This window comes from Achromobacter sp., from assembly GCF_032102605.1.
GTDB lineage: Bacteria > Pseudomonadota > Gammaproteobacteria > Burkholderiales > Burkholderiaceae_B > Achromobacter.
Map to the genome: position 1 here is coordinate 783239 of NZ_DAMDGT010000001.1, position 23952 is coordinate 807190.

25 protein-coding genes and 1 pseudogene are annotated in these 23952 nt (G+C 64.1%); 17 read left to right on the forward strand and 9 right to left on the reverse strand.

Annotated features, from left to right (window positions below):
* Positions 1 to 3: 3 nt before the first annotated feature.
* Positions 4 to 762 (reverse strand): class II aldolase/adducin family protein, encoded by a 759-nt coding sequence (locus RT614_RS03675; protein WP_313620348.1) that lies wholly within the window; start codon positions 760 to 762, stop codon positions 4 to 6.
* A 293-nt stretch (positions 763 to 1055) separates the two neighbouring features.
* On the opposite strand from RT614_RS03675, the gene RT614_RS03680 reads away from it, so the two are divergent.
* Entirely contained in the window at positions 1056 to 2594 is a 1539-nt protein-coding gene (locus RT614_RS03680) for an AMP-binding protein (protein ID WP_313620349.1), read from the forward strand.
* Here RT614_RS03680 and RT614_RS03685 read toward each other — a convergent pair.
* Positions 2591 to 3460 carry a LysR family transcriptional regulator gene (locus RT614_RS03685; RefSeq protein ID WP_313620351.1) on the reverse strand — a complete coding sequence of 290 codons (870 nt, stop codon included), beginning with the start codon at positions 3458 to 3460 and terminating at the stop codon, positions 2591 to 2593. The genes RT614_RS03680 and RT614_RS03685 overlap by 4 nt on opposite strands.
* Before the next feature lie 458 nt (positions 3461 to 3918).
* Here RT614_RS03685 and RT614_RS03690 point away from each other — a divergent pair, with 458 nt between their 5' ends.
* The 5 genes and pseudogenes from RT614_RS03690 to RT614_RS03710 all read left to right on the forward strand — a co-directional run bounded on the left by RT614_RS03690 (position 3919) and on the right by RT614_RS03710 (position 6969).
* Positions 3919 to 4743: a class I SAM-dependent methyltransferase gene (locus RT614_RS03690; protein WP_313620352.1), complete on the forward strand. Its 825-nt coding sequence runs from the start codon at positions 3919 to 3921 to the stop codon at positions 4741 to 4743.
* A gap of 323 nt (positions 4744 to 5066) precedes the next feature.
* Positions 5067 to 5285: pseudogene (locus tag RT614_RS03695) on the forward strand (transposase); the annotation flags it as partial.
* Between the two features lie 407 nt (positions 5286 to 5692).
* On the forward strand, positions 5693 to 5977 hold the full coding sequence (locus tag RT614_RS03700; RefSeq protein ID WP_313620354.1) for a hypothetical protein: 285 nt from the start codon (positions 5693 to 5695) through the stop codon (positions 5975 to 5977).
* Complete coding sequence (locus tag RT614_RS03705; protein WP_313620356.1) at positions 5974 to 6093, forward strand: hypothetical protein; 120 nt, start codon at positions 5974 to 5976, stop codon at positions 6091 to 6093. The genes RT614_RS03700 and RT614_RS03705 overlap by 4 nt, the downstream gene beginning before the upstream one ends.
* Before the next feature lie 159 nt (positions 6094 to 6252).
* Positions 6253 to 6969 carry an immunity 52 family protein gene (locus tag RT614_RS03710; RefSeq protein WP_313620357.1) on the forward strand — a complete coding sequence of 239 codons (717 nt, stop codon included), beginning with the start codon at positions 6253 to 6255 and terminating at the stop codon, positions 6967 to 6969.
* Between the two features lie 19 nt (positions 6970 to 6988).
* Here the strand turns inward: RT614_RS03710 and RT614_RS03715 are convergent, their stop codons facing one another.
* On the reverse strand, positions 6989 to 7882 hold the full coding sequence (locus tag RT614_RS03715; RefSeq protein ID WP_313620358.1) for a LysR family transcriptional regulator: 894 nt from the start codon (positions 7880 to 7882) through the stop codon (positions 6989 to 6991).
* 109 nt (positions 7883 to 7991) lie between these two features.
* Between RT614_RS03715 and RT614_RS03720 the strand changes: the two genes are divergently transcribed.
* From RT614_RS03720 to RT614_RS03740, 5 genes are read left to right on the forward strand one after another with little or no spacing between them, the layout of a single operon-like run.
* Positions 7992 to 9350, forward strand: a complete 1359-nt coding sequence (locus RT614_RS03720; RefSeq protein ID WP_313620359.1) for an acyclic terpene utilization AtuA family protein — start codon at positions 7992 to 7994, stop codon at positions 9348 to 9350.
* A gap of 2 nt (positions 9351 to 9352) precedes the next feature.
* Entirely contained in the window at positions 9353 to 9679 is a 327-nt protein-coding gene (locus RT614_RS03725) for a hypothetical protein (protein ID WP_313620360.1), read from the forward strand.
* 11 nt (positions 9680 to 9690) lie between these two features.
* A complete protein-coding gene (locus RT614_RS03730; protein WP_313620362.1) occupies positions 9691 to 10608 on the forward strand; it encodes an SMP-30/gluconolactonase/LRE family protein in 918 nt (305 codons plus the stop codon).
* Between the two features lie 58 nt (positions 10609 to 10666).
* Positions 10667 to 11638, forward strand: a complete 972-nt coding sequence (locus tag RT614_RS03735) for a tripartite tricarboxylate transporter substrate binding protein (protein ID WP_313620364.1) — start codon at positions 10667 to 10669, stop codon at positions 11636 to 11638.
* A 7-nt stretch (positions 11639 to 11645) separates the two neighbouring features.
* Positions 11646 to 12731, forward strand: coding sequence for an SDR family oxidoreductase (locus RT614_RS03740; protein ID WP_313620366.1), 1086 nt, complete (start codon positions 11646 to 11648; stop codon positions 12729 to 12731).
* Between the two features lie 2 nt (positions 12732 to 12733).
* Here RT614_RS03740 and RT614_RS03745 read toward each other — a convergent pair whose 3' ends face one another.
* From RT614_RS03745 to RT614_RS03760, 4 genes are all read right to left on the reverse strand, one after another.
* Complete coding sequence (locus tag RT614_RS03745) at positions 12734 to 13252, reverse strand: hypothetical protein (RefSeq protein ID WP_313620367.1); 519 nt, start codon at positions 13250 to 13252, stop codon at positions 12734 to 12736.
* Positions 13253 to 13624: 372 nt separating this feature from the next.
* Positions 13625 to 13996, reverse strand: a complete 372-nt coding sequence (locus tag RT614_RS03750) for a cytochrome c (RefSeq protein WP_313620368.1) — start codon at positions 13994 to 13996, stop codon at positions 13625 to 13627.
* A gap of 14 nt (positions 13997 to 14010) precedes the next feature.
* Positions 14011 to 15237, reverse strand: a complete 1227-nt coding sequence (locus RT614_RS03755; protein ID WP_313620370.1) for a sulfite oxidase — start codon at positions 15235 to 15237, stop codon at positions 14011 to 14013.
* A gap of 138 nt (positions 15238 to 15375) precedes the next feature.
* Positions 15376 to 16359 (reverse strand): aromatic alcohol reductase, encoded by a 984-nt coding sequence (locus RT614_RS03760; RefSeq protein WP_313620371.1) that lies wholly within the window; start codon positions 16357 to 16359, stop codon positions 15376 to 15378.
* A 226-nt stretch (positions 16360 to 16585) separates the two neighbouring features.
* Here RT614_RS03760 and RT614_RS03765 point away from each other — a divergent pair, with 226 nt between their 5' ends.
* The 3 genes from RT614_RS03765 to RT614_RS03775 all read left to right on the forward strand — a co-directional run bounded on the left by RT614_RS03765 (position 16586) and on the right by RT614_RS03775 (position 19801).
* Positions 16586 to 17482 carry a LysR family transcriptional regulator gene (locus RT614_RS03765; protein ID WP_313620373.1) on the forward strand — a complete coding sequence of 299 codons (897 nt, stop codon included), beginning with the start codon at positions 16586 to 16588 and terminating at the stop codon, positions 17480 to 17482.
* A gap of 122 nt (positions 17483 to 17604) precedes the next feature.
* A complete protein-coding gene (locus RT614_RS03770) occupies positions 17605 to 18588 on the forward strand; it encodes a tripartite tricarboxylate transporter substrate binding protein (protein ID WP_313620375.1) in 984 nt (327 codons plus the stop codon).
* Positions 18589 to 18610: 22 nt separating this feature from the next.
* Positions 18611 to 19801, forward strand: coding sequence for a M24 family metallopeptidase (locus tag RT614_RS03775; protein ID WP_313620377.1), 1191 nt, complete (start codon positions 18611 to 18613; stop codon positions 19799 to 19801).
* Here the strand turns inward: RT614_RS03775 and RT614_RS03780 are convergent.
* Complete coding sequence (locus RT614_RS03780) at positions 19794 to 20759, reverse strand: LysR family transcriptional regulator (RefSeq protein ID WP_313620379.1); 966 nt, start codon at positions 20757 to 20759, stop codon at positions 19794 to 19796. The genes RT614_RS03775 and RT614_RS03780 overlap by 8 nt on opposite strands.
* Before the next feature lie 63 nt (positions 20760 to 20822).
* Between RT614_RS03780 and RT614_RS03785 the strand changes: the two genes are divergently transcribed.
* Together RT614_RS03785 and RT614_RS03790 are read left to right on the forward strand one after the other, a co-directional pair.
* Positions 20823 to 21389, forward strand: a complete 567-nt coding sequence (locus RT614_RS03785) for a GAF domain-containing protein (protein WP_313620380.1) — start codon at positions 20823 to 20825, stop codon at positions 21387 to 21389.
* Positions 21386 to 22354: a tripartite tricarboxylate transporter substrate binding protein gene (locus RT614_RS03790; RefSeq protein WP_313620381.1), complete on the forward strand. Its 969-nt coding sequence runs from the start codon at positions 21386 to 21388 to the stop codon at positions 22352 to 22354. Before RT614_RS03785 ends, RT614_RS03790 begins: the two co-directional genes overlap by 4 nt.
* Positions 22355 to 22402: 48 nt before the next feature.
* Here the strand turns inward: RT614_RS03790 and RT614_RS03795 are convergent, their stop codons facing one another.
* Complete coding sequence (locus RT614_RS03795) at positions 22403 to 23221, reverse strand: alpha/beta hydrolase (protein WP_313620383.1); 819 nt, start codon at positions 23219 to 23221, stop codon at positions 22403 to 22405.
* 87 nt (positions 23222 to 23308) lie between these two features.
* Here RT614_RS03795 and RT614_RS03800 point away from each other — a divergent pair, with 87 nt between their 5' ends.
* Positions 23309 to 23833 carry a GNAT family protein gene (locus RT614_RS03800; protein WP_313620385.1) on the forward strand — a complete coding sequence of 175 codons (525 nt, stop codon included), beginning with the start codon at positions 23309 to 23311 and terminating at the stop codon, positions 23831 to 23833.
* Positions 23834 to 23952 lie beyond the last annotated feature (119 nt).

Here is a 23952-nt window from a genome sequence, read left to right on the forward strand (position 1 = left end):
TCGCTAGTCCCGGTACGCCGGTCGGATGCGTTCGAGCATCCGGAGCAGGGGAGGCCAGTGCTTGTGGCGCGAGGGACGGTCTAGGCGGTCGAACTGTCGGCCGACCTTTTCGGCGACCTCGTCGGACGGAACCACTAGCGGCATGCCGCCGGCCAGCGCCGCGATCTGCGCCTGGCAGGCACGTTCGAGGTAGAACATGGCGTCGAACGCATCCGGCACGCTGGCGCCGCACGCGAGCAGGCCGTGATTGCGCAGGATCATGGCGCTGTGCGGACCCAGGTCCGCCACCAGGCGCTGCTGTTCGTCCATGTCGAGGGCCACGCCCTCGTAGTCGTGATAGGCCAGGCGCTTATGGAAGCGCATTGCGTGCTGCGAGATCATGAGCAGGCCAGCCTCTTGCGCGGACACTGCGATGCCGGCGGCCGTATGGGTGTGCATGACGCAGGCGGCGTCGTGCCGGGCGCGGTGGATGGCGCTGTGGATGACGAAGCCCGCCGGGTTGATGCCCAGGCCGGTCTGGTCGAGCAGAATCTCGCCGTCGATGGTTACCTTCACGAGGTTCGACGCGGTGATTTCGTCGAAGGTCAGGCCGTAGGCGTTGATCAGGAAGTGGGGTTCGCCGCCGGGGACTCGGGCAGAGATATGGGTATAGATGTGGTCGGTCATACGCATGGCGACCGCCAGATTGTAGGCGGCGGCCAGGTCCACGCGGACCGCCCACTCCTCGGCCGATACCTGTTCCTTGATCGATGCTGCTGTCACGACTGCCCCTCCGGTTGCCGTTGTTTCTACGTGATTGCGCCTTTCGTCGGTAGCGCCTTTGACTCGCAGTATAGGTTTTCACGCCGGCTGCGACTAAGCAAACCTTTTGATGGAAACGCATAAATTCCATCAATGCGTCGCGCGTGCGGCAACGCATGAATATCTTTGATCAATACGCATAAAAACCTTTGGCTGGTGCGTGCAAAGGCCGCTTCCTATACTGATTTTCTTCCCGGAAAGCGCGTCCGGAGACACCGGCGCGCCATTGACAATCAGAAGAGGCAGGAGGCTGGATGGACGCTGTAGGAAATCGCACGATCTCGGATTTGCTTGATGAACAGGCGCTGTGTCACGGGCATCGGGTGGCGGTCGTGCACGAATACCAGAACGGCGGCGCAAGTCAGCTGAGCTTTATTCAATTGCGCGACGCAGCACAGAGTGTCGCTGCGGGGCTGCAGGCCCGAGGCGTGAAGCCCGGGGATCGTGTCTTTGTCTTCATGGGCAACACGGCGGAATACGTGCCCCTGTGGATGGGACTGATGCTGGCGGGCGCTGTCATCGTGGCAGGCAATATCTATCTGACGGCCCCGGAAGTGGCTTACCAGCTGGCGCATTGCCAGCCGGCCCTGGTCGTCGTCGAGCCGGAGCACGAGGCGCTGATCCGCGACGTGTGCGCAGGCATGGACCAGGCGCCCGAAATGGTGCGGATTCCCCGGGGCAGCCTGGGGCCGCAAGGTCTGTCCTGCGAATTGGCCGGGGCGCCGGATACGTTCCAGCCGCCCATGCTGGGCAGCGACAATCTGGCCCAGATCCTGTACACCTCGGGCACGTCGGCGCGCCCCAAGGGAGTGATGCTGACGCAGGCCAATCTGCTGTGGTGCGGGCAGGCCGGCGCGGCCAACAGCGGCCTGTCGCGCGTCGACCGCGTGTTCAACAACAAGCCCCTGTTTCATGCCAACTGCCAGGAAACGGTGCTGTCGTGCCTGACTGCGGGCGCCACCGCGGTTATTGGTGAACGCTACAGCGCTTCTCGTTACCTGCGCCAGCTTATCGAGCATCGCATCACCGTGTGCAGCCTGTCAGGGATGCTGTGCCGAACCTTGCTGAACCAGCCTCCGTCGCCGTTCGACACTGCGCACCAGGTGCGCTACGCGGGTTACGCCATCAACATATCGGAGGCGGAGATCGAGGCTTTCATCCAGCGTTTCCGCATACCGCTGCGCAACGGGTATGGGCAGTCGGAGTCAATGCTCTACATCACCCTGCAGTCGCACTCGTCGCCGTCGACCTATCCGTCCATCGGCCGTCCAACCCCAGATCGCGAAGTGTTTCTGGTGAATGACGACAACCAGCCGGTAGGCGTGGGCGAGGTGGGCGAGATCGTGGTGCGAGGCCAGCCCGGGCGGACTCTGACGCTGGGCTATTACCAGGACCCGGCCGCCACAAAGGCCGCGTTCGACGGTGGCTGGTTGCACACGGGAGATCTGGGCTATCAGGACGCCAAGGGCAACTTCTTCTTCTTTGGCAGAAAGAAGGAGGTCATCAAGAGGGCCGGCGAGAACATCTCGGCGGCGGAAGTGGAGGAGGCATTGATGGGCCACCCCGATGTCCGGGACGTGGCCGTGGTGGGCATCCCGGATCCTGTACGCGATCAGTCGGTCAAGGCGTTCATCGTGCTGCACAGTGAACGTCTGGAGGACGTCGCAGCCATCAAGGCCTACTGCGCTACGAAGCTGGCGTACTTCAAGGTGCCGGAGCACGTGGAGTTCATGGCGGAGCTGCCTCGCAACGCGAGCGGCAAGGTGCTGAAGCGGGCGCTGTTGGGAGCCTAGGCCGCGCCGGTGGCGGCTTTGCCCAGCCGGGTCAGGGACTCAACGACCTGCCGGACGATGGCCTGGCCCTGGTTGCGATGTGTCGCCAGGGTGAACTCCAACGTCAACGGTTTGAGGGCGGGGTCCACCAGCACCAGGGAGCCTGCCTTGACCTGGCGGTTCACCATCATCTCAGGCAGCTGGGCAATGCCGCCGCCTGCCTCGATCACATCGATCAGGCTATTGAGCCGATTGCAGCTGCAGACATTGTCCAGGTTGGCGCCCATGGCGCGCAGTTCATCCTGCGCAGGGCCGAAGAATCCAGAGGGGCGAGAGACGCACCAGAGGGGTTCGGTTTGCAGCAGGGACTGCATGTCGCGGGGCCGGCCCTGGGCGTCCGTGAGCAATCGGGAAGACACCATCCAGGACATGCGAGTCGTGCCGAGCGACGTGCAGACGAACTGGTCGTCGCGCAGACGATTGGCGACGATGGCGACGTCGAGTGCGCCGGACGCGAGGTGCTCCTGCAGCTTGACCGCCAGGTCTAGCTCGACTTCGTAGGATACGCGGGGCAAAGCACGGCGCAGCTCGGGCAACACACGCGAAAACCACGTCATGGAGATTTCGCCCATGCCGATGCGCACGGTGCCAGCCGCGTTCGTGACGGCCTCCGCATCCGTGAAGGCGTCTTCCACCGCCAGCATCAGGGGTTCGACGCGCTCGACGAAACGGCGCGCAGGCACCGTCAACTCCAGTCTGCGGCCGCGCTTCTCGAAGAGTGGAAATCCCAGCGATTGTTCCAGTTCGCGCATGCGCGCGGACACGGCGGGCTGCGATGTGTGCAGCCGTTCGGCGGCGGCGCGAAAGCTGCCGAGCTTCGCAATCATGCACAGGGTTTCGGCATTGACCAGGTTTGGACGGGGCATGGGAAGGCAGTGTTGGCTGACGGCGGTATGTTAAAGGCAAATTGGGGACGAACGCGCTTTCGGTCGAGCGGCGCTTTGGCGCACGGTGTGTGTGGGCAGGACACAACCCCACAACCAGGTTCAATCTCCCGTTGCCGTCGGCGAACTGACGTCAGCACCCTGGGCGGGGGGACAAGAGTCGGTTTAGTCGCCAATTACCGTACCCAAAATTCGGTATGGCTCATCCCCTGGCCGGCAACTAGACTGGTGGGCGCCGCTGCGCGGGTCGGGCGCAGGTGTAAGACGCCTTTCGGCTGGTGACTCGATGCCCTGATGGCGCAGGCTCGGTGCCACCGCCTGGCTTTCGCTGCGTCGACGAACCCCTGGCCCGTTCGCGGCCCGGTAGGTAGCATCATCGACGTATTTCGGAGTCGATCATCATGAACACGTCCAGTGGCGATCGCGCCTTCGTCGGGCCCATTCCTCAGGTGTACGAGCAATATTTGGTTCCGCTGATCTTCGAGCCGTATGCAAGAGATCTAGCAGACCGAGTAGCCTCCCTTGCTCCAACGGCCGTCCTGGAAATCGCCGCGGGCACTGGGGTGGTCACCCGCCAACTGGCTGTCAAATTGCCCGCTGCTGCGTCAGTCGTATCGACTGATCTGAATCAGGCAATGCTCGATCATGCATTGACCGTTGGCACGAAGCGCGCGGTGACTTGGAAGCAGGCCGATGCGATGAACCTTCCGTTTCCCGATGGCGCCTTCGATGTGGTGGTATGCCAATTCGGCGTGATGTTCTTTCCGGACAAGGCCAAAGCCTTCGCCGAGGCAAACCGGGTACTACGGCCGGGTGGGGCGTTCTTGTTCAACGTCTGGGATCGAATAGAAGAAAGCGAATTCGCCGATTGCATCAATCAGGCGATGGCGCGCCAGTTCCCGAATAATCCTTCTCAATTCATGGTGAGGGTGCCGCATGGCTATTATGACCGCGCGGCGATCGTCCAAGCGCTTTTGGAAGCCGGATTCGCGGACCCCATTCTGTTCGAGACGGTTGCTATGCAGAGCCGGGGCGAATCACCGCGATCTGTCGCAATCGCCTTCTGCCAGGGAACACCGCTGCGCAACGAACTCGAAGGGCGAGGCGCCACAATTCTGGACAAGGCAACGGACGTTGCTGCCGCTGCCATTCAAAAGCGTTTTGGTGATGGGCAGGTCAGCGGGAAGATTCAGGCGCACGTTGTCTGCGCGACGAAGAAGGCGTAGGGCGATTATTCAGTCTTCGCCTGATTACTTCGCGAACGGCTCGTCCAAATGGATCGGCCAGGGCTAGCTGTTGCGTGCGTGCGCACGGCCTTCCCCCTTTGGTTTCCAAGCAGCTTGGCGAGCGAACTTGCTGTCCCGTAGAGCTTCGCCGTTGACCAGAGTTTTCCGAAGAAACGGTGAAAGCAGCCGGTGATCGCTACAGGCCGCTTTTCGGTTGGAAGCGGTTTCCTTGCTGTCCGCTTCCGACCGAGGCTGTGTGAAAACTCTTTGACGCCGCTACGGTGATCTAGATAGAGTTTGGTATCTCGATCCCGGGAGTCGACATGCCCCGATTCATCGAAGGTCAGGACCGGCAGCAAGTAGCGTTGATCCCGGAATGCCTGGATGACTTCATCGCCGACGACAACCCGGTGCGCATAATCGACGCATTCGTCGACGAGCTCAACTTGGAGTCGCTGGAATTTGAGAAGGCAGCGCCAGCAGCTACCGGCCGCCCGTCGTATCACCCGTCCGTGCTGCTGAAGATCTACATCTACGGCTACCGCACAGGTTTCTGAGATATGTCAATCTACCGCCAAATCCCGATGTGTTGAGTTCATCCCTGGCCGGCTCGATTTCAGACCGCTCCGATGGCGCTGTGCTGCCAATGGTCTAACACTCTTGTTGGAATTCCGATCTCGTTGCAGGTTGGGCTGTTGCGAATCGGATACCCCCGTGGCTACGGGGATAAACCAGCAAGGATGACGATGCAAGACGAATCTTCGACGGAAGCCAAGTTCAAGAATTGGCGAGACGACTTGACCAAAGCGGTGTCCGTCTCGGCACACTACAACTCGATGCTTCGGGTCAAGAGTGCTGCAAGGAAACTGCGCCACGCCAATTACCTGGTTAGCCAGGAGCAGGGGGCGTCATGCGCCTACTAATGCATCTAGCTTGTTGCCTATGCGCATTGGCGCCGTTCACCGCGGCAGTCGCCGCAGACGCCGAGCTGACGGAACAAGAACTATACGAGCTCTATTCCTGGAATTCCCAGGCCGGCATGCGGAACTGCCTGGCCGACAAGGCCGAGGAAAGCGTAAAGATACTGGGGGCCGCGGAGAAGGAGGCTGCCGAGGCCTTGGGTAAATGGGACGAGGACCGGAAGTACGTTGACCAGGCGAAGGCACGGTTAGTGGCATCGAACAAGGCGTTTCGAAGTATCGTGCGGCGCAGTGCGAATATTCCGCTTCGTTGAGCGGAGGTGCGGCGGGCAATGCGCGCGAGATGGGCAAATTGGCCTGTCAGGCAGAGCTCAATCAGCGCAGGGCCAGACAGTTGCGCGACGCGGTGGCGGAATTGCCGTTCAAGTAGCGTGCGTTCACACGGATCGCGGCCCTCCGTTGCAGGGAAGTTTTGGTAGGCGGTTTACTTTCCTATGGCATCTATAGACTTCTAGACCGCAGGCGTTGCTGCAACGATGCTAAGCCCCCCTCGGCGCCGAATCTGTAGTCTTGCCCTAACGAGACGAACATGCTCATCACATGCCAATTTAAAGACCCAGCGCATCAGTCAATCGATTGTCCGGAGATGTTGCGCCGGATGCACGCCGTCACGACAGTACTGGCGCAGAAGTCAGAGGGGTTGACGCACTGGTATGCGCAGGGTGAGTCGATTGACGTCGCCAAGTCATATCCTGCTTTCGAAGGTGCGGAACCGTCGCCGGTGTTGCTTGCCGTGTTGGATCATGAGTATCGGCTTGACAAGTCGTTTACGGCAATTTCTATCTGGAGTGGCTCGGACGAGCAGCGCGACCGCGTGGTCCTTGAACTGCAGGGGAACAATCAGAACATACCGTGTAGCCTTGCCATTTCATACCACAAGCGTCGCGATGACCGATTCGGCGCCGCAGATTCGGTAAAGGACATTGTTGCAACGTTGGCCCGCTTGTTTGTCGCTCAGTATATTGCCGTCTCTCCGCGCAATTACTTCGAGAAGCAAGTCTTCGACGACAAGCCCGGTGTAGGCTGGATGCTGTATTTGCCCCAGGTCATCAATGCCGAGCAGGTCCCGGAGGCTCAGGCTCTGATACCACTTCCCGCCGCGGGAAAGGAGCAAACCGGCACCATCGCTGTCAGCGTGGCTGACGCGATTTTTTCGCTGGATAATCCCCGCCACGTCGATTTGGCAAGCCGCATTGAAATGCGTCTGGTGGATCAGGATTTGTTGCCGCGCTACGCTGACCTGTAGGGCTGGGCGCCTCGATGGATTAACGCGCCTCCATCCCCCTCAACGTCTCCAAAAACCGCAACGCCGCCGCCGACAACGACCGTTGCTTCTTCAGCAATATCCCAATCTCCCGCGAAGCCGTAGGCGAATGCAGCGTCAAGCTGCACAGCCGCGTGGCATCCATCAGCCTCAACGCCAACTGCGGAACCGCAGCAATACCAACCCCGGCGGCGACCATCGCACCCACCACCGAAATATTGTCGGAGACGTAGTTCATCTCCGGCATCCGCCCCGACGCCGCAAGAATCCGGTCGGTGACCTGGCGGATGCTGCTGGCGGGGCCGCTTGCGATGTAGGGGCGGTCGGCGAAGACGCTCCAGTCGACGCGTTTTTTGCGCGCAAGCGGGTCGTCGATCGGGCAGATGAGCACGAACTTCTCTTGCAGTAGCGGAGAGAAGGTCACGCTGGACGGCTGGTCGGAAACTTCGATGGAGATGCCGATGTCGGCGTTGCCGTCCGCGACGGCTTGCGTGATCTGGCGGGCGGAGACGGCGTGAATGTTCAGGCGGACCTGGGGGTGCGACTTCTGGAAGGCGCGCGCCGCTGCGGGCAGGAGGGCGGAGGCGACCGAGGGGAGGGCCCAGACGTTGATGCTGCCGCATCGGCCGGCGATGAATTCGGAGAGGTCGCTGAGCGAGTCGCGGAATTCGGACAGCATGCGCATGGCGATGGGCACCAGTTCCGCGCCGGCGGCGGTCAGGGCGACGCCGTGTTTGTCGCGGTCGAAGAGTCGGGCGTCGAGCTTTTGTTCCGCGGCCTGCACGCGCCGGCTCAGGGCTGGCTGCGAGATATGCGCGCGTTCCGCCGCCATGCGGAAGTTGAGCGTTTCGGCCACCAACAGGACGGCTTCGAGTTCGGAGATGGTCAGGGTCATCGCTGCGTGATGCGTTTGGATTATCACCAAGATGTAAATATATCAATTTCCAAATCAACGGCATCGCACGATACTGGGCCGAACCGTAAACACACGGACGGAGACAGACATGAATGACCCGCGCAAGCGGCTGCGCATCGGCGTCGGCGCCGGCATGGCCGATGACCGCATTGGCCCCGCGATGCCGTTGCTGGAAGATTGCGATATTGATTACCTGGTGTGCGAGTGCCTGGCCGAGCGGACGATTGCGCGCGAGACGCTGTCGCGCAAGCACGACGGGGCGCACGGCTATAACCCGATGCTGCAGGAGCGCATGCGCGCTTTTTTGCCGGCATGCCGGGAGAAGGGGGTGCGGCTGGTGTCCAACATGGGCGCGGCCAATCCGGCCGGGGCCGCGCAGGCGGCGCTGGATATCGGGCGCGAGCTTGGGTGGCATGAACTGAAGTGCGCCGCCGTGGTTGGCGATGACGTGGCGGACCGCGTGCGCCAGCATCCTGAACTGCGGCTGATGGACCGCGACCTGCCGCTGGAGGCTATCCTGCCTCAACTGGCCTCGGCTAACGCGTATCTGGGCGCCGATGTGGTCCGCGATGCGTTGGCGACCGGCGCGCACGTGGTGATGACGGGCCGAGTCGCGGATCCTTCGCTGTTTCTGGGGGTGGCGTTGCATCATCACGGTTGGGGCTACGACGACCTGCCCAGGCTGGCGGCCGGCACGATCATGGGTCATCTGCTGGAGTGCTCCGCCCAGGTCACCGGCGGCTATTTTGCGGATCCGGGGAAGAAGGATGTTCCGCGCCTGGCCGAACTGGCCTATCCCTATGCCGATCTCTACAGCGATGGCGAGCTTTACATCGGCAAGCCAGCCGGCTCGGGCGGACGCCTGGACCGCATGACCTGCACCGAGCAGGCGCTGTACGAAATTCACGACCCCAGGGCCTACATCACGCCTGATTGCGTGCTGAGTCTGGATGGGCTGCATTTCGAGGAACAGAACGCCGACCGGGTGGCGGTGCGCGGTATTCACGCGGCGCCGCGCACCGATCGCTACAAGGTCGTGGTCGGCTACTTCGATGGCTGGATCGGCACGGGCGAGGTCGCTTACGCGGGTGTGAACGCGATCGCCCGGGCGCGGCTGGCGGCCGACACGGTAAAGAAGCGGTTCCGCCTGGATGGCGGCGTGGCCAGCGAGATCCAGGTTGATCTGATCGGCATCAGCAGCCTGCATGGGGACGCTGCGCAAGCGCTGGCCGGCCAACCCTACGAGGTCCGGCTGCGGGTGTCGGCGCGCTGCCCGGACAAAAAGAGCGCCCACCTGCTTGGCGATCACGTGCGGCAGCTGAACATGCAGGGTCCGTATGGGGCAGGCGGTCCGGTCAATCTGGGCGCGAAGGAGGTGATTGCCGTGGATGCGTTGCTGATTCCGCGCGACTGGGTCACCCCGCAAGTGATCACCTTGGGAGCCTGACGATGAGCATTCTGGTTTATGACGTGGCGCATGCGCGCGCCGGCGACAAGGGCAATACGTCGAGCATCGCCGTCATTGCTTATGACGACGACGGCTGGCGGATCTTGCGCCAGGCGCTTACCGCCGAACGGGTCGAGCAGGCCTTTGCGCATCTGGGCGCGGGCAAGGTGCGGCGTTACGAGGTTGAAAGCCTGAAGGCGCTGAATTTCGTGATCCCGAACGTGCTGTCCGGCGGCGTCACGCGGTCGCTGCGGCTGGATCCGCACGGCAAGTCGCTCAGTTCGCTGATGCTGGGCATTGCGCTTCCGGCCAGTCAACCGCAATCCTGAAAGGACCCTCCATGTATCCTCCCGCTGAACCGATGGGCACCGAGATATTCGCCCGGCTGCCCGAATCCCTGCACCTGACCGATCAGCCTTCGACGTGGCTGGCCGCGCGTCACGTGAAGATGCACTCCTTCCTGGAGGGGCCTTCTTTCGACCGCGCGGGCAATCTCTGGTGCGTCGATCTGGCGCATGGGCGCATCCTGCGCGTGGACCCGGCAGGCAACTTCGAGGTCATCGTCAGCTACGACGGCGAGCCCAATGGCCTGAAGATCCATCGCGACGGGCGCATCTTTGTTGCCGATCATCTGCACGGGCTGATGCTGCTGGATCCCGAAGCCCGCACCATCCGGCCGTATCTGCAGCATGTGCAGCGCGAAGGCCTGAAGGGCCTGAACGATCTGTTCTTTGCCTCCAACGGCGACCTGTACTTCACGGATCAGGGCGAAAGCGCGCTGGAGAATCCAACGGGCCGTGTTTTCCGTTTGCGCGCGGACGGCAAGACCGTGGATCTCTTGATGGATGGCCTGGCCGGGCCCAATGGCCTGGTGATGAACAGGGCCGAGAACGTGCTTTATGTGGCGATCACGCACGACAACGCGATCTATGCGCTGCGCCTGGAACCCGGTGGCCAGATGAAGAAGGCCAGCCGATTCATCCAGCTTTCGGGCAGCACCGCGGGGCCGGACGGCATGGCGATCGACAGCGCCGGCAACCTGGCCATCGTGCATGCGCAGGCGGGCACCGTGTGGCTGTTCAGTCCGTTGGGCGAACCTCTTTACCGCATACGGTCCTGCGCAGGCATGCGCACCACCAACGTTGCCTTTGGCGGCGAGGACATGCGCACCCTGTACATCACCGAAGCGGAGCAGGGCGTCATTCTGCGCGCCCGCCTGCCGCATCCCGGCAAGCCGATGTATTCGCACAGCGATTGATCCGCCTGCCACGAAGCCCATTCACGTAGAAAAACCACCGCACACCGGAGACAACATCATGATTTCTTCTCGATTGATTGCCGGCCTGGCTCTGAGCCTGGCCGCGTTCACCAGCGCCCAGGCCGCCGACGCCTATCCCGCGCGGCCCATCCGCCTGATCGCCACCTTCGGCCCGGGCAGCTCCATCGACATCATCGCGCGCCTGGTCGCCAAGCCGTTGGGTGAGCAGCTCGGCCAGCCGGTGATCGTGGAGAACAAGCCGGGAGCCGGCGGCGACCTGGGCACCGACCTTGTCGCCAAGTCCGCCAAGGACGGCTACACCATCGGCTTTGCGTCCGCGGGGCCGATCACGGTCAATCCCAACGCCCGCAGCAAGATGCCCTACGACCCGCTCAAAGACCTGGCGCCTGTGGCCTTGGTGGCCACTGGCCCGAACGTGATCCTGGTCAACGCATCAGTCCCGGTGAAGAACCTGAAGGAATTGATCGAATACATCAAGGCCAATCCGAACAAGGTGAATTACGCCTCGGCGGGTGTCGGCACCAGCGGTCATATCGCGGGCGAGCTGTTCCAGCACCTGTCCAAGACCGAAATCCTGCACGTGCCCTACAAGGGCAATAGCGACGCCATTACGGACACCCTGGGCGGGCGCACGCAGATGGTCATCAGCGGCGTGCCGCCCATCCTGTCGTTCGTAAAGTTGGGCCAGCTGCGCGCCCTGGCGGTGGCGGACACCAAGCGGTCGCCGCTGCTGCCGGACGTGCCCACCGTTGCCGAAGCCGGCCTGCCGGGCGCGGAAAGCGTTGCCTGGTATGGCATCGTGGCGCCTGCCGGTACGCCGCAGGCGATCCTGGATCGCTTGCACGACGAGATCATGAAGGCGGTGAACAACCCCGAAACGCAGGAGAAGTTCGCGGGCCTGGGCATTGTTCCGTCGTCGGACAGCCGCGCCGACTTTGGCAAGCGGATGTCGGACGAGCATGCGCGCTTCAAAGAGCTGTTCAAGCAGATCAACCTGGTCATGGACTGAGGGCATCATGTCGCGCACCGTTATCGTCACTGGCGCCAGCGGGTTGGTCGGATCCGCTGCCGTCGACTCCTTCCTGAACGCGGGCTGGGACGTCATCGCAGTCTCCCGGCGTCGCCCGGAAATCGTCAGCCAACGGCCGTTCACGCATCTGCAGGTGGACCTGCAGGACGCCGACGCCTGTCGTCGCGCCTTCGAGTCCCTGCCGCAAGTCACGCATGTGTTCTATGCGGCCGTGTATGAAAAGCCTGGCTTGATTGCGGGCTGGCAGGACCCGGAGCAGATGGCCACCAACCTGAACATGATCCGGAACGTGATCGAGCCGCTGGCCCGCAGCGGGGCGCTGCGCCACGTCACGGTGTTGCAGGGCACCAAGGCCTATGGCGTGCATCTGCACCCCATCCGCATTCCGGCGCGCGAGCGTCAACCCCGGGACGACCATCCGAATTCCTACTGGTTCCAGGAAGACTACATCCGGGAAAAGGCGGCGCAGTGCGGCTTTGGCTGGACGATCTTCCGTCCCACCATCGTGGTTGGGCCGAACGTCGGCGTGGCCATGAATACCGTCCCGGTCATCGGTGTCTATGCGGCGCTGTGCCGCGCCGAAGGCAAGTCGTTTGGCTATCCGGGGCACATTTCCTACCCGCGCGAAGCCGTGGACGTGCGGCTGATCGGCGATGCGGGCGTCTGGACCGCGGAGAATCCGCAATCCTGGAACGAGCACTACAACCTGACCAACGGCGAAGTCTTCAGTTGGCGCGACCTGTGGCCGTCGCTGGCGGACTTTCTGGGCGTCGAACCGGGCCCGGACCAGCCTGTCCGCCTGGCGGAATACCTGCCCAGCCGCGCGTCGCTGTGGGACGAGATCGTCAAGCGGCATGGCTTGCGTCCGCTGAGCATGGCGCAGATCCTGGGTGAATCCCATTTTTCCGCCGACGCGCGGTTCGGCTACGGCCTGAAAACACCGCCGCCGCCGGCCTTTGTCAGCACGGTGAAGATCAAGCAGGCGGGCTTTACGCAGACTTATGACACCGAGGCATGCGTGAAGCACTGGCTGGGGGTGTTGATGGAGCGAAGGGTTATTCCGCCCGTATAGCGCTACTTATCCACCGACCGCATGTCGCACGTCGTCTCCGCAGACGAACACACACCGCGAAACCAAGCCCGCCCACGCGTGCGGTCCTTGGGCTCCAGCCGCTCGAAGGTGGCGCTGCTGTGCATTTCGTAGTCCAGCAGCAGCCATTCGCCGTCGCACGCGACGATGCCTTGCAGCGTGGCTCTTTCGGTAAGCCAGTCGTGTCCCAGGTCCAGCAACCGTTCGCTGCCCGCATCCGGTCGGGCGTATCCGCGCGCCGACTGTATGCCGACCTGCGCGTCGGCGGCCGCGATCCAGCCTTCGCCCTGGTACACGGGGCGCGGCTTGTTGTGGTCGCCGCCGCTCATGTCGTCGCTTGCGTTGCGGATCTTGAGCCAGCCGTCGCGCGCTTCGGTCACGTCGAAGGTGACGCTGTAGTAGTCGACGTTGGGGGCCTGGCTTTCGCCGCGTGTGGTGGGCAGGGTGCCCACAGCCTTGGCGTCGGGGGACGCCGCCGCACGGACCTGAATGAAAGGCTTCACGTCGGTCGTCCAACCCGAGAAGCTGCATGTCGTCGAGCCCTGCGGGGTAAGGGCCACAGCGTTGGATGGTGTTTGGGCGGAGAGCAGGGGCGGGAAGGTCAGCGCGGCAAGCGTCGCGAGAATCCGTCGAACGGTCATTGGTTTGGTCACGTCGTCCATGGAAGCCGCACGACGCTTGTGCGTCGGCAGGGGGGCGCATCATTGAAAGGCAGCGATCAACAGACCGGAGTCTGATGCGGCAGTCTATCGGCGCTGGCCGCCGAGCGCCGGGGCGGCGAAAAGCGTACCACGATGGAAAGCAATAACGGGGGCGCGGCAGCCCCCGCAAGCTTACGGCGCATCCCCCGTAGGTTTACTGCGCACCCCGCTGGGTTACTGCGCAGCCCCGGTTGCGCTGGACACATACTTTGCCAGCGTCTGCACGTCGGCATCGCTTAACGCTTCGAACGCCGGCATGACGCCGATGCCGTTGCGGACGGCCTGGGCGACGCGGCCGGCGTCCGGCTTCAGTTCGTCCAGGTTCGGGCCGATGGTGCCGGCCGAGCCGGCGTCGGCCAGGGTGTGGCAAACCGCACAGGCCGGCGTTGCGCCCTTCAGGAACAGGGCGCGGCCGGCCTCGGCGTCGGTGGCCTCGGCGGCGCGCGCCGCTTGTCCTGCCAGGCACAGCAGGCTCGCCGCGAAAGCAAACGAAAACCGCCACCCGAACGGGCGGCGGGGCGCAACATACAACGAATCACTTTGCATCGATGCCGCCTTGGTCAGGTCACGTTGACGGTCAACGCGTGGTCGCGCCAACTGCTGTTCACATAGCCGGGCGCATTGTCAGAACGTTTTTCGACCTGCACATTGCCTTGCGTGTCTTCCACGCGGCTGATCAGCATGTGCTGGCCGGCGGAAAGCTCGACGGGCAGCGCGAACTGGCGCCACGCGTATTTGCCCAGGTCCGGTCCGATCAGCGCGGCCTGTTTCCAGGTCTTGCCGCCGTCGATGGACACGTCCACCTTCTTGACGGCGTTCATGCCGCCAAAGGCCACGCCGCGCACGACGGCGCGACCCGCCTTGACGGCCTGTCCGTCCGCGCCGGGACCGGTGATCCAGGACTTGGGATCCATGGCCCATACCGACGGTTGGCTCGGATCGGGCTTGGCGTCCATCGGGGTCAGGCGATAGCCGGTCTGCTGGATTTTTGCGGGGCTTTGGTCGGCGGTGAAGGCCAGCCGCTTGATGTACTTGACGTTGTTCACGCCGGTGTAGCCGGGCACGATTAGCCGCAGGGGGCCGCCATGCGCCAACGACAGGGGCTCGCCGTTCATTTCCCAGGCCAGCAGGGCGTCCTGCATGGCTTCACGCGGCACCGATCGTTCCACCATCAGGGACTTGGGGTCCAGGCCTTCGGGCAGCGTTTCGCCACCCGTGCCGGTCATGTAGGCGGGCGCGCCTTCGACACCGCCCAGGTATTCGACCAGGGTGCGGATCGGAATGCCCGTCCACATGACGCAGCCGGCGGCGCCGACCTGCCAGGGCGTGCCGCTGGGCTTGTGCGGAAAATATCCGCGGCCGTTGCCGGAGCATTGCAGCACCGTGGCAATGGATTCGACGCCCAGCGTCTTGAGTTCGCCCACGGTCAGCGTGCGCGGTTGCTTGACGCCGGCAATCTCCACTTTCCATGCATCGCGGTCATCCAGGATGGAGGGGTCGGGCGGCGGCAGGTTGTTGCGCACGTAGAGCTGGCGCGACGGCGTGATGACGCCGTCGCCAAAGGCGCTGCGCTTGGTTTCGATGGTGTTGGCGCTGTGCACGATGACGCTGTCGGCGTCTTTCCACGCAGCATAGGGCGGCAGCGCCTTGGCCGCCGCGGCGGCCGGTTTGGCGGGCGCATCGGCCGCTCTGGCGAGAGTGGGTGCGCCCAGGCCGGCCGCCGCCAGCGCGCCAGCGCTGCCGGCAAGCAGGCGGCGCCGGGTGGGATTGTGAGGGGTTGTCTCCATGGCATGGCTCCCTGGTAGCCGCGCCTTGCAGGGCAGGCGCGGTGTTGTGCTTATGTCGGTCCGCGGCTGCGGCCTTCCGCATCATCAGCAATGCCCGCCCTTATGTCAATCGGTTCTAAAGCACTATAGGTTTATGGTTTATTCAGATATAAGCGTTTCGGATATCCGACCTCTAGCCGCCGCGGGGCGCTCCTGATCGGGCCTTGCCAGGTTCTCTCGCATCCATGCTTCCAACCCGCAGACGCCAATGCCGCGCTCGGCATTGAACGTCCGCGCCCTGTCCCAGGCCACGCCGCGACCCTCCGCGAACACGGCGCGATACTTGCGCATCGTGTCCTGCGGTTCCGCGGCCAATTGGCGCTTCAGCTCCGCCACCGACCATTCACGCCGCGTGACCTTGCCCGGACGCAGACGATCCAACGCATCCGCAACTTCCCGGTACGTCACCGTATCGCCCGCGACAAGCACCACGCGGTTGGAGATCCGCGGCTGGGCGAACAGGATCTCGGTGGTGAGGGCGCCGATGTCGTCGGCGGTTGTGAGGGTGACGGCGTTGTCCCAGCTGCCCAGCGCGCTGACGGTATTGGCGGCCAGATCGACCACCCCGAAGTCGGGCTCGAACAGGAAGCTGGTGAACATGCCGGTCGATACGATGATCCATTCGGTGGCCTGTTGCGCGCGCAGCATGTCGCGCACGTCGAGCTGTTCGTCGAAGAGGTCTTGCGGGCTGCCGCGTCCGATCACGTCGTAATCCACACCGAATTGCCACGGCAGAAAGCGCTTGACTCCCGCGTCCAGGGCGGCGCGGGCGATCTTGCGCTGCACGCCCGGTCCGCCGACGAAGCCCGTGCAGGAGATCACGGTGTCGTAGCGGCTGAACGTGGCGGCGAGCTTGGCGCTGGATTGCGCGGCAAGGTCGCCTTCGATGATGGCGACGTGCAGCCCTTGCAGTTCGGCCAGATCCTGTTGCTTCGCCGGATCGGCGGATGCAATGGCCGACGGCCGCAGCAGCACGGAAAGGGAGGCGCCGTCGATGCGGTTCACGCGAGGCGCCAGATGGCGCAGCATGGCCATGCCTAGCTGGCCTGCGCCGAGAACCAGGATGGCGTTGTTGTTGCTCATGGAATGTCCCGTTTGGAGGTGATGAGGGGGGCGGGGCGCGTCGCAATCACGATGCAAAAGGATGCGCTCCCGTAGTGGTTTTCAGTGTAGGAGCGCGCATGCCAGCCATTGTTCGCCGTGCCTGAATTCACAACGCGCGAACGCCGCGGCGGCGAGGGTAGGGGCGTTGTTAATATCGGCTGCTTGCCGCCGCACGCGGCGCGCGCACTTCTGGTGGATTCGGCTTATGGACAAACTTCAAGCGATGGCGACTTTCGTGCGGGTCGTCGAGATGCGCAGCTTCAGCAAAGCGGCGCAATCCCTGGCGATGCCGGCCTCCTCGGTGACGACGATGATCAAGAACCTGGAGGCCCATCTGGGCACGCCGCTCCTGCGCCGCAGCACCCGCAGCCTGAGCCTGACCGATGCGGGCGAGAGGTACCTGCACGCGTGCCAGGCCATCCTTGCCGACATTTCCAGCGCGGAAAGCGACGTTGCTGCGGCCGTGCAAGCACCCCGCGGCCGTGTGCGCGTCGACATGCCGGGCATCGTCGGGCGCGCCATCGTGGTGCCGCGGCTGGTGGAATTCGAGGCGCGGTATCCGGACATTGAGGTCGTCCTGGGCTTGAGCGACCGTCCCGCGGACCTGATCTACGAAGGCATCGACTGCGCGATCCGCAGCGGTATGCTGGCCGATTCTTCGCTGGTGGCGCGCAGCCTGGGCGAGCTGGCCTGGCTGACCTGCGCATCGCCCAAGTACCTGGCCCGTTTTGGCGAGCCCGATTCCGTGGAAAGCCTGCAAGCGCATCGCATCGTCAACTACCTGTCCAACGCCACTGGCCGTCCTTTGGACTGGCGGTTTCGCGTGGATGGCGAGTCCGTGTCGGTCAGCCTGCCCAGCCGCTACGCCGTCAACGAAACCGAGGCCTATCTGCATTGCGGGCTTGAGGGCCTGGGTTTGATCCAGCTATCGGAGCTTGCGGCTTCCGTTTACCTGCGCAGCGGACGCCTGCGCGAGGTGCTGGCGGATGCGCGCTGCGAGCCGGTGCCGGTTTCCATCGTCTATCCCCAGGCGCGCGCGAGCGCCGCAGTGCGGGCGTTCGTGGAATGGGTGGTCGAGATCGCCCGGCCTGTCATGCAATAACGCTTATGGAACCCTCAGGTTTATTCATTGGGCGCTAATGCCTGATCTCCCCATAATCCATCTGGCTTTACAGCCGGCCGTCAGTGGACGGCCTATTCGATGGATCAAGGGGAAAAACAGATATGCAGGGAAGTTTTCTGACGCGCGCCTTTCGGGCGGCGGGGGTTGCGTGCGCGCTGATGGCAAGCGCAGGGGCTGTTGCCGCCGGTTATCCGGACAGGCCCATCAAGCTGGTGGTTCCGCAGGCGGCGGGCGGCGGCACGGACGTCATCGGGCGGCTGTGGGCGGATTACCTGTCGCGCCAGTTGAAGACGCCGGTCGTGGTAGAGAACCGGCCGGGCGCCAACGGCATCCTGGCCTCGAGTTACGTGGCCAAGCAGCCGGCGGACGGGTACACGGTGCTGGTCAGCGGGATCTCCTATCTGGCCTTCAACCCGCACATGTACAAGGACCTGCCTTACCAGCCGGCCCGCGATTTCGATGGCATCAGCCTGCTGGTCAATACGCCGTTCCTGCTGGTCACCAGCACGCAGACGGGAATCCGGTCACTGAATGACCTGGCCGCAAAGGCCAAGGGCAATCCGGACGCGTTGAACTTCGCGTCCGCGGGCAAGGGCAATTCCACGCATCTGGTCGTGGAAATGCTGGCCAAGCGCCTGGACATGCCGCTTACGCATGTCCCGTACAACGGCGCTGCGGCAGGGCTGACCAGCGTCATGGCGAACCAGACGCAACTGATGGCGGATGTGCTGAACACGGGCGCGGTGCAAGCCCGCGCGGGCAAGGTCGTGCCGCTGGCCGTGGTGGGCGCCAAGCGCGCGGCCAGCGTGCCGGACGTGCCGACGCTGGGCGAACTGGGCCTGGCCGATTTTCCGCTGCCGGGCTGGTATGCGCTGGTTGCCCCCAAGGGCACGCCGCCCCAGGCCCTCGAGCGCCTGAATGCCGAAACCCGCCGCTTCTTCGACGACCCCGCCGTGAAGGCGCGCCTGGATGAGCTGCAGCTTGAGCCGCTGCCGTCGGCGCCCGCGACCGTGGCCGAATGGACGCAACGCGACAGCGCCACCTGGGGGCCGCTGATCCGGCAGCTCGGCCTGAGCAACGACTGAACCTCAATCACAAGGAAACCTCATGCCCAAACTCACGAAAGCGGTCTGGCACTACCGGCTGGACAAGATGAACGCGCTGATGGACGACCTGGCCGTTGACGCCATCATCTTCACGTCGGCGGACTTTTTCCAGTTCGCGACCAATTTCCACACCGACGTGCTGCCCTGGGAGCGCCCGATCTTTGCCGTCGTGCCGCGCAACGGCAGCCCCTTCCTGGTGATGAACGAACTGTCCACGCACCACATGCGCTTCTCGCAAGAGCAAGGCAAGGTGTGGATCACGGACATCACGTACTACGCGGAGCATCCGCGGGTGACGAACCGCCTGCCATTGATCTCGCAGCTGCCCGAGGTGCTGGCGTCGCGCCTGAAGGCGGCGGGACTGGCGCGATCGCGCATCGCCGTCGAAGGCGGCAGCCCCGTGCTGGCGCAGACGGGCCGCATCCTGCCCGAAATCGTCCTGCGCGGCGCGACGGCGGAATGCCGGTCGTTGCGGTGGCAAAAGCACGAAGAGGAACTGGCCGTCATGGCGGCGGCCGCTTCCATTTCGGACTGGATTCAGGACCGTTACCGCGAGAACATCCGGCCTGGCCGGCTGGTGCAGGAACTGGATTTCGCGATGGCGTCGCTGTTTGTCCAGGAAGCCGCCAACCGCTTTCCGGGGGAACACTTCGAGGTGATCCGCTGCTGGACCCTGAGCGGCCCCGCGTCCGCGTCGCCGCACGGCGATGGCGCGTCCTGCGGCGCGCGCATCAAGGAAGGCGACGTGCTGGTCAACATCGTCATCCCGCGGCTGAACGGCCTGACCATCGAGAACGAGCGCACCTGGTTCTGCGGCACGCCTTCCGCCGAGCAGACCCGGCTGTGGTCGGCGGCGAAGGCCGCCAACGAGGCGGCAATTGGCGCGGCGCGCACCGGCAACCCCGTCTGCATGATCGACGCCGCGGCCCAGGCCGAGATCGAAAAGGCCGGCTATGCGGACTTCATACGCCATCGGACCGGGCACGCGGTGGGCATCATCCATCACGAGTATCCGGAAGACATGGCGTTCTGCCAGCGGCCGCTGCTGGACAACGAGGTTTACTCGGCCGAGCCGGGCATCTATGCCTACGGCATCGGCGGATTCCGGTTGGACGACACCGTCGTGGTGGGCGACACGCCGCGCGTGCTGACCAATACGCCCAAGACGCTGGAGTACGCGACCGTCAAGTAACGGCGGCGTTGGCCCCGCCGATATCGAGGAGGCTTTTTGCCTCCTCGCGCAGCGTCTCCCGCAGGGCGGGCAGCACGATGCTGGGCGAGTCCGCCGACCAAAGCATGCCGATGGGGCCGAATTCCAGGCGGGAAGGCATGCGCAGAATGCTGATCAGGTTGAGCTGTTCATACATATGCGCGACCGAACTGGCCAGCGTGGCGATGTAGTCGCGGTCCTGCAGCATGGACAACAGCGCTACCAGCGAACTGGTTTCCACCGCGGGCTTGGGTGGCGGCATGCCGGCGTCGGCCACCGCCTGATCCAGCCGCACCCGCGACAGGGTGCCAGGCGGGGGCAATACCCACGGATATCCTTCCGTATCCTCCCATCGGGGCGCCGGCAGTTCGGCCAGGGGATGGCCGCGCCTGGCGACGACGCTGAACGTGTCGGTCATCAGCCATTCCGTGCACAGGCCGGACCTGCTGGCGCGCACGTCCAGCGGGCCGATGATGAGATCGATCTCCCGGCGTTCGACGCGTTCCAGCAGGGGTTCCAGCAGGCCCTCCACCAGTTCGATCTGCACCTTGGGCGAGCGCTGGTGCAGCGCCGCAATGGCGCGCGGCAGCAAGATGGGCGCCGCAGACAGAATCGTGCCGATATGCAGGTGGCCGGCCACGCCGCCCTTGACCGCTTCGATTTCCTCGCCGGTGCGCGCGGTGTCTCCCAGGACGCGGCAGGCGTACCGCCACAGCGCGCAGCCGGCCTCGGTCAGCTCCAGCGTGCGGCCGCGAATGAATAGCGGCGTGCCGACCAGGTCTTCCATGTCGCTCAACCAATGCGACAGCGCCGGCTGCGTCATGTGCATCGCCTTGGCGGCGGCGGTGACGGTGCCGGCGCTTTCCAGGGCCGCCAGCACCTGCAGATGGCGAAGCTTGAGACGGCGGGTCCAGGAAGGATCGGTCGAGGGGGTATCCATGCAGAAATGGTAATGGATATCTCAGCTTTATTCATTGGCGGGATATGGCCGCCGCAGCCCAAAATGCGTTTCGACGATTCCACGGGACAGGCGGTGATGAGTTCAAGCGATTTCATGGCGCAGGCAGGGCCGCTGGGCGACGTGGCGCAAGCATTGGCGCAGGCAGGTCAGCCGGATCGCGGCCTGGCCGCGTTGTCCGCCGCGTTGTCGGCGCGCATCGGCTACCGGCTATTCACCGTCCTGGTCCTCGATCGGCAGGCGGGAGTGAGCCGCAGGTTCTATTCAAGCCAGCCCGTGGCGTATCCGACGGCCGGCGCCAAGCCCATTCGTGAGGACAGCGAGTTCTACGCGCGGGTGGTGCAGGAAGGCCAGGCGCGGATCTGCGATGACCGCGAAGCCTGCAGACAGGCGTTTCCGGATCACGATCTGATCTTTTCGCTGGGCTGCGAAAGCGCCGTGAACGTGCCGGTTCGGTGGAACGGCCAGACCATCGCGTCCCTGAACCTGCTGCATCAGGCAGGCTGGTATCGGCAGGACATGCTTGCAGAACTGAACTGGTACGCGGCGCTTGCGATTCCGGTCATACAAGAAATCACTCACACAACCCGACAGACAGGGGGAAAACCATGAAACGTCTTGGCGCAAAGATCGCCGCAATCGCGATGTCGATGGGGCTGACACAGGCCTACGCGGCGGATGCCTATCCCACCAAACCCATCACGATCGTCTACCCGTACGCGCCGGGATCGGCGTCGGACACGATGACGCGTTTGCTGGCGGACGCCATGTCCCGCAAGCTGGGCCAGCCGGTCATCGTCGACAGCAAGCCGGGCGCCGGCGGTTCGATCGCCACCGAGCATGTGGTCAAGGCCGCGCCGGACGGCTATACGCTGCTGCTCAGCGCTAGCGGCACCATCGCGGTGAATCCCCACATCTACAAGCTGCGCTACAACCCCGTCGAGGACCTGGCGCAGGTTTCCATCGCCGTTGAAGTGCCATTCGTGTTCGTCGTGGGCAAGGATTTCCCGGCCCAGGACTACGCGTCGTTCAAGTCGCTCAGCGGGCAAAAGGCGGGCGGTCTTACGTCGGCCAACGCCGGGCTGGGCACCCAGGCCCACCTGACGCAGGCGGCGTTCGCGCGGCTGGCCGGCGTGAACCTCAGCATCATCGGCTACAAGGGCGCCGCTCCCGCCGTGAATGACATTCTTGGTGGGCACGTGGATTCCATGATGGACAACGCCGCGTCGCAGATTCCTTACGTGGTGTCGGGCAAGACGACGGCGCTGTTCGTCACCAGCGACTACCGATTCGAGGGCTATCCCAAAGTGCCGACGGCCAAGGAACTGGGCATCACGGGACTTGTGCCGGCCGGCTGGTTCGGCCTGGCGGCGCCCAAGGGCACGCCGCCCGCCGCCATCGACAAGATCCAGTCGACGCTGGCCACCACGCTTCAGGAGCCCGAGGTCCAGCGCAAGCTGAAGGAACTGGGATGGGTGATCGTAGGCAACACGCCAGCGCAGGCGCTGGAACGGGCGAGGGCGGACTACGCGCTGCTGGGCCAGGTGGTTCGCGACATCGAATTGAAGCCGAATTGACGGCAGGTTGAAGCGTGGCGGCGGCGCGTGCGTTCGGAACAGGCCGGTTCAGCCGCCCGCGATCTGTTTCAACACCGCCGCCACGATGGCTTCCGGCCGGTCTTCCTGCACAAGATGGCCGGCATCCGGCACCGAGACCAGCGGCCGGTCGGAGATCAATGCCACCAACGTTTCGCCTCTGGCGTGGGGAATCCACTGGTCCTGTTCGCCCCACAAGACCTGGACAGGGCAATCCATGCGCGCATAGAGCGCCTGGACTTCATCCGTGTACTTCTGGTCCATCTGGGCGATCTGCCGATAGAAGGCGCGCTGGCCGACCGGCCCCAACCAGGGGGCGCTGTACACGTCCAGCGCTTCGTCGGACAAAAGCTTGTGCGCGGCCGTCTGCAGATAGGCCTTCAGCAGCGCGCGATGCATATAGTCGGGCATGCCCGCGAACGCGGCTTCGTGCTGGCGGACGTGCTGCACGAAGGGCGAGCCCCACGGCGCCAGGGCAACCGCGTCGAAGATGGTCAGCGATCCATAGCGAAGTCCGTCCAGGTAATAGGCCCGCAGCGCCGTGGCGCCACCGAAATCGTGGGCCAGCACGTCGGGCCGGTCCAGGGCCCATTCCTTGAACAGCGCCGCCAGCACCTTGTTCTGCACGCCCAGCGACACGTCCTGGCCGTCGCGCATTTCCGACTGGCCGTAGCCCGCCAGGTCGAAGAAGTAGACGGTCCGGCGGTCGGCAAGCAATGGCACGATCCGGCGCCAGACCTGCGACGAAAAGGGCGTGCCGTGGATGGCCACCAAGGCGGGGCCATGGCCGCATTGGCCCCAGCGGATGGCGTTTCCTTCGATGATCGACGTGTTCGGCAGCGCGAGCATGGATTTTTCCCGGTTGATGGCTGCCGTTAGCGTACCTGATCGCGATAACATGCCCGGCACTCAACCGCCGTTCACGAGGCACCTTCAATGCTGACCCTGCGCCCCTTTGCGACTTCGGATTTTGCCGTGCTGGCCGATTGGTTCAAGAGCTTGCCCGACGTGGTGCAATGGGGCGGGTCGCACGTGTCCTATCCGCTTTCGGCGGATCAATTGTCGGAAATGCTGGCGCAAGGCCAATCCCAGCCGCCCGTTCGCCGCTGCTGGATGGCGTGCCGGGACGGCAAGCCGGTGGGCCATGCGCAGCTGGCCTATGACTGGACCGACGGCAATGCGCGGTTGGGACGGGTGGCGATCGCGCCAGCGGAGCGCGGACAGGGCCTGGCCCGGCCCATGGTTGCGCTGATGATCGACGAGGCGTTTCGCACGCCCGGGATCGAGCGGCTGGAACTGAATGTCTACATGTTCAACACGCCCGCCATTCGCACGTATGAAGGCCTTGGATTCACCTTGGAAGGTGTCAGGCGTTCCTCCACGCGGGCGGGCGACGCGCGCTGGGATACGGGGATGATGGGGCTGCTGCGGGCGGAATGGGCCGCGGCGCCGGCTGAATGATTCGGCGTCTTCGTCCTTGCCGACCGATTGATGGCGTTATCGACGAACGGCTTCGGCCGAGGGCGTCGCGGCGTTCAGACCTAAGCGTGCCTTCGGTCGCGAAGCTTGTTTTTTGCGCA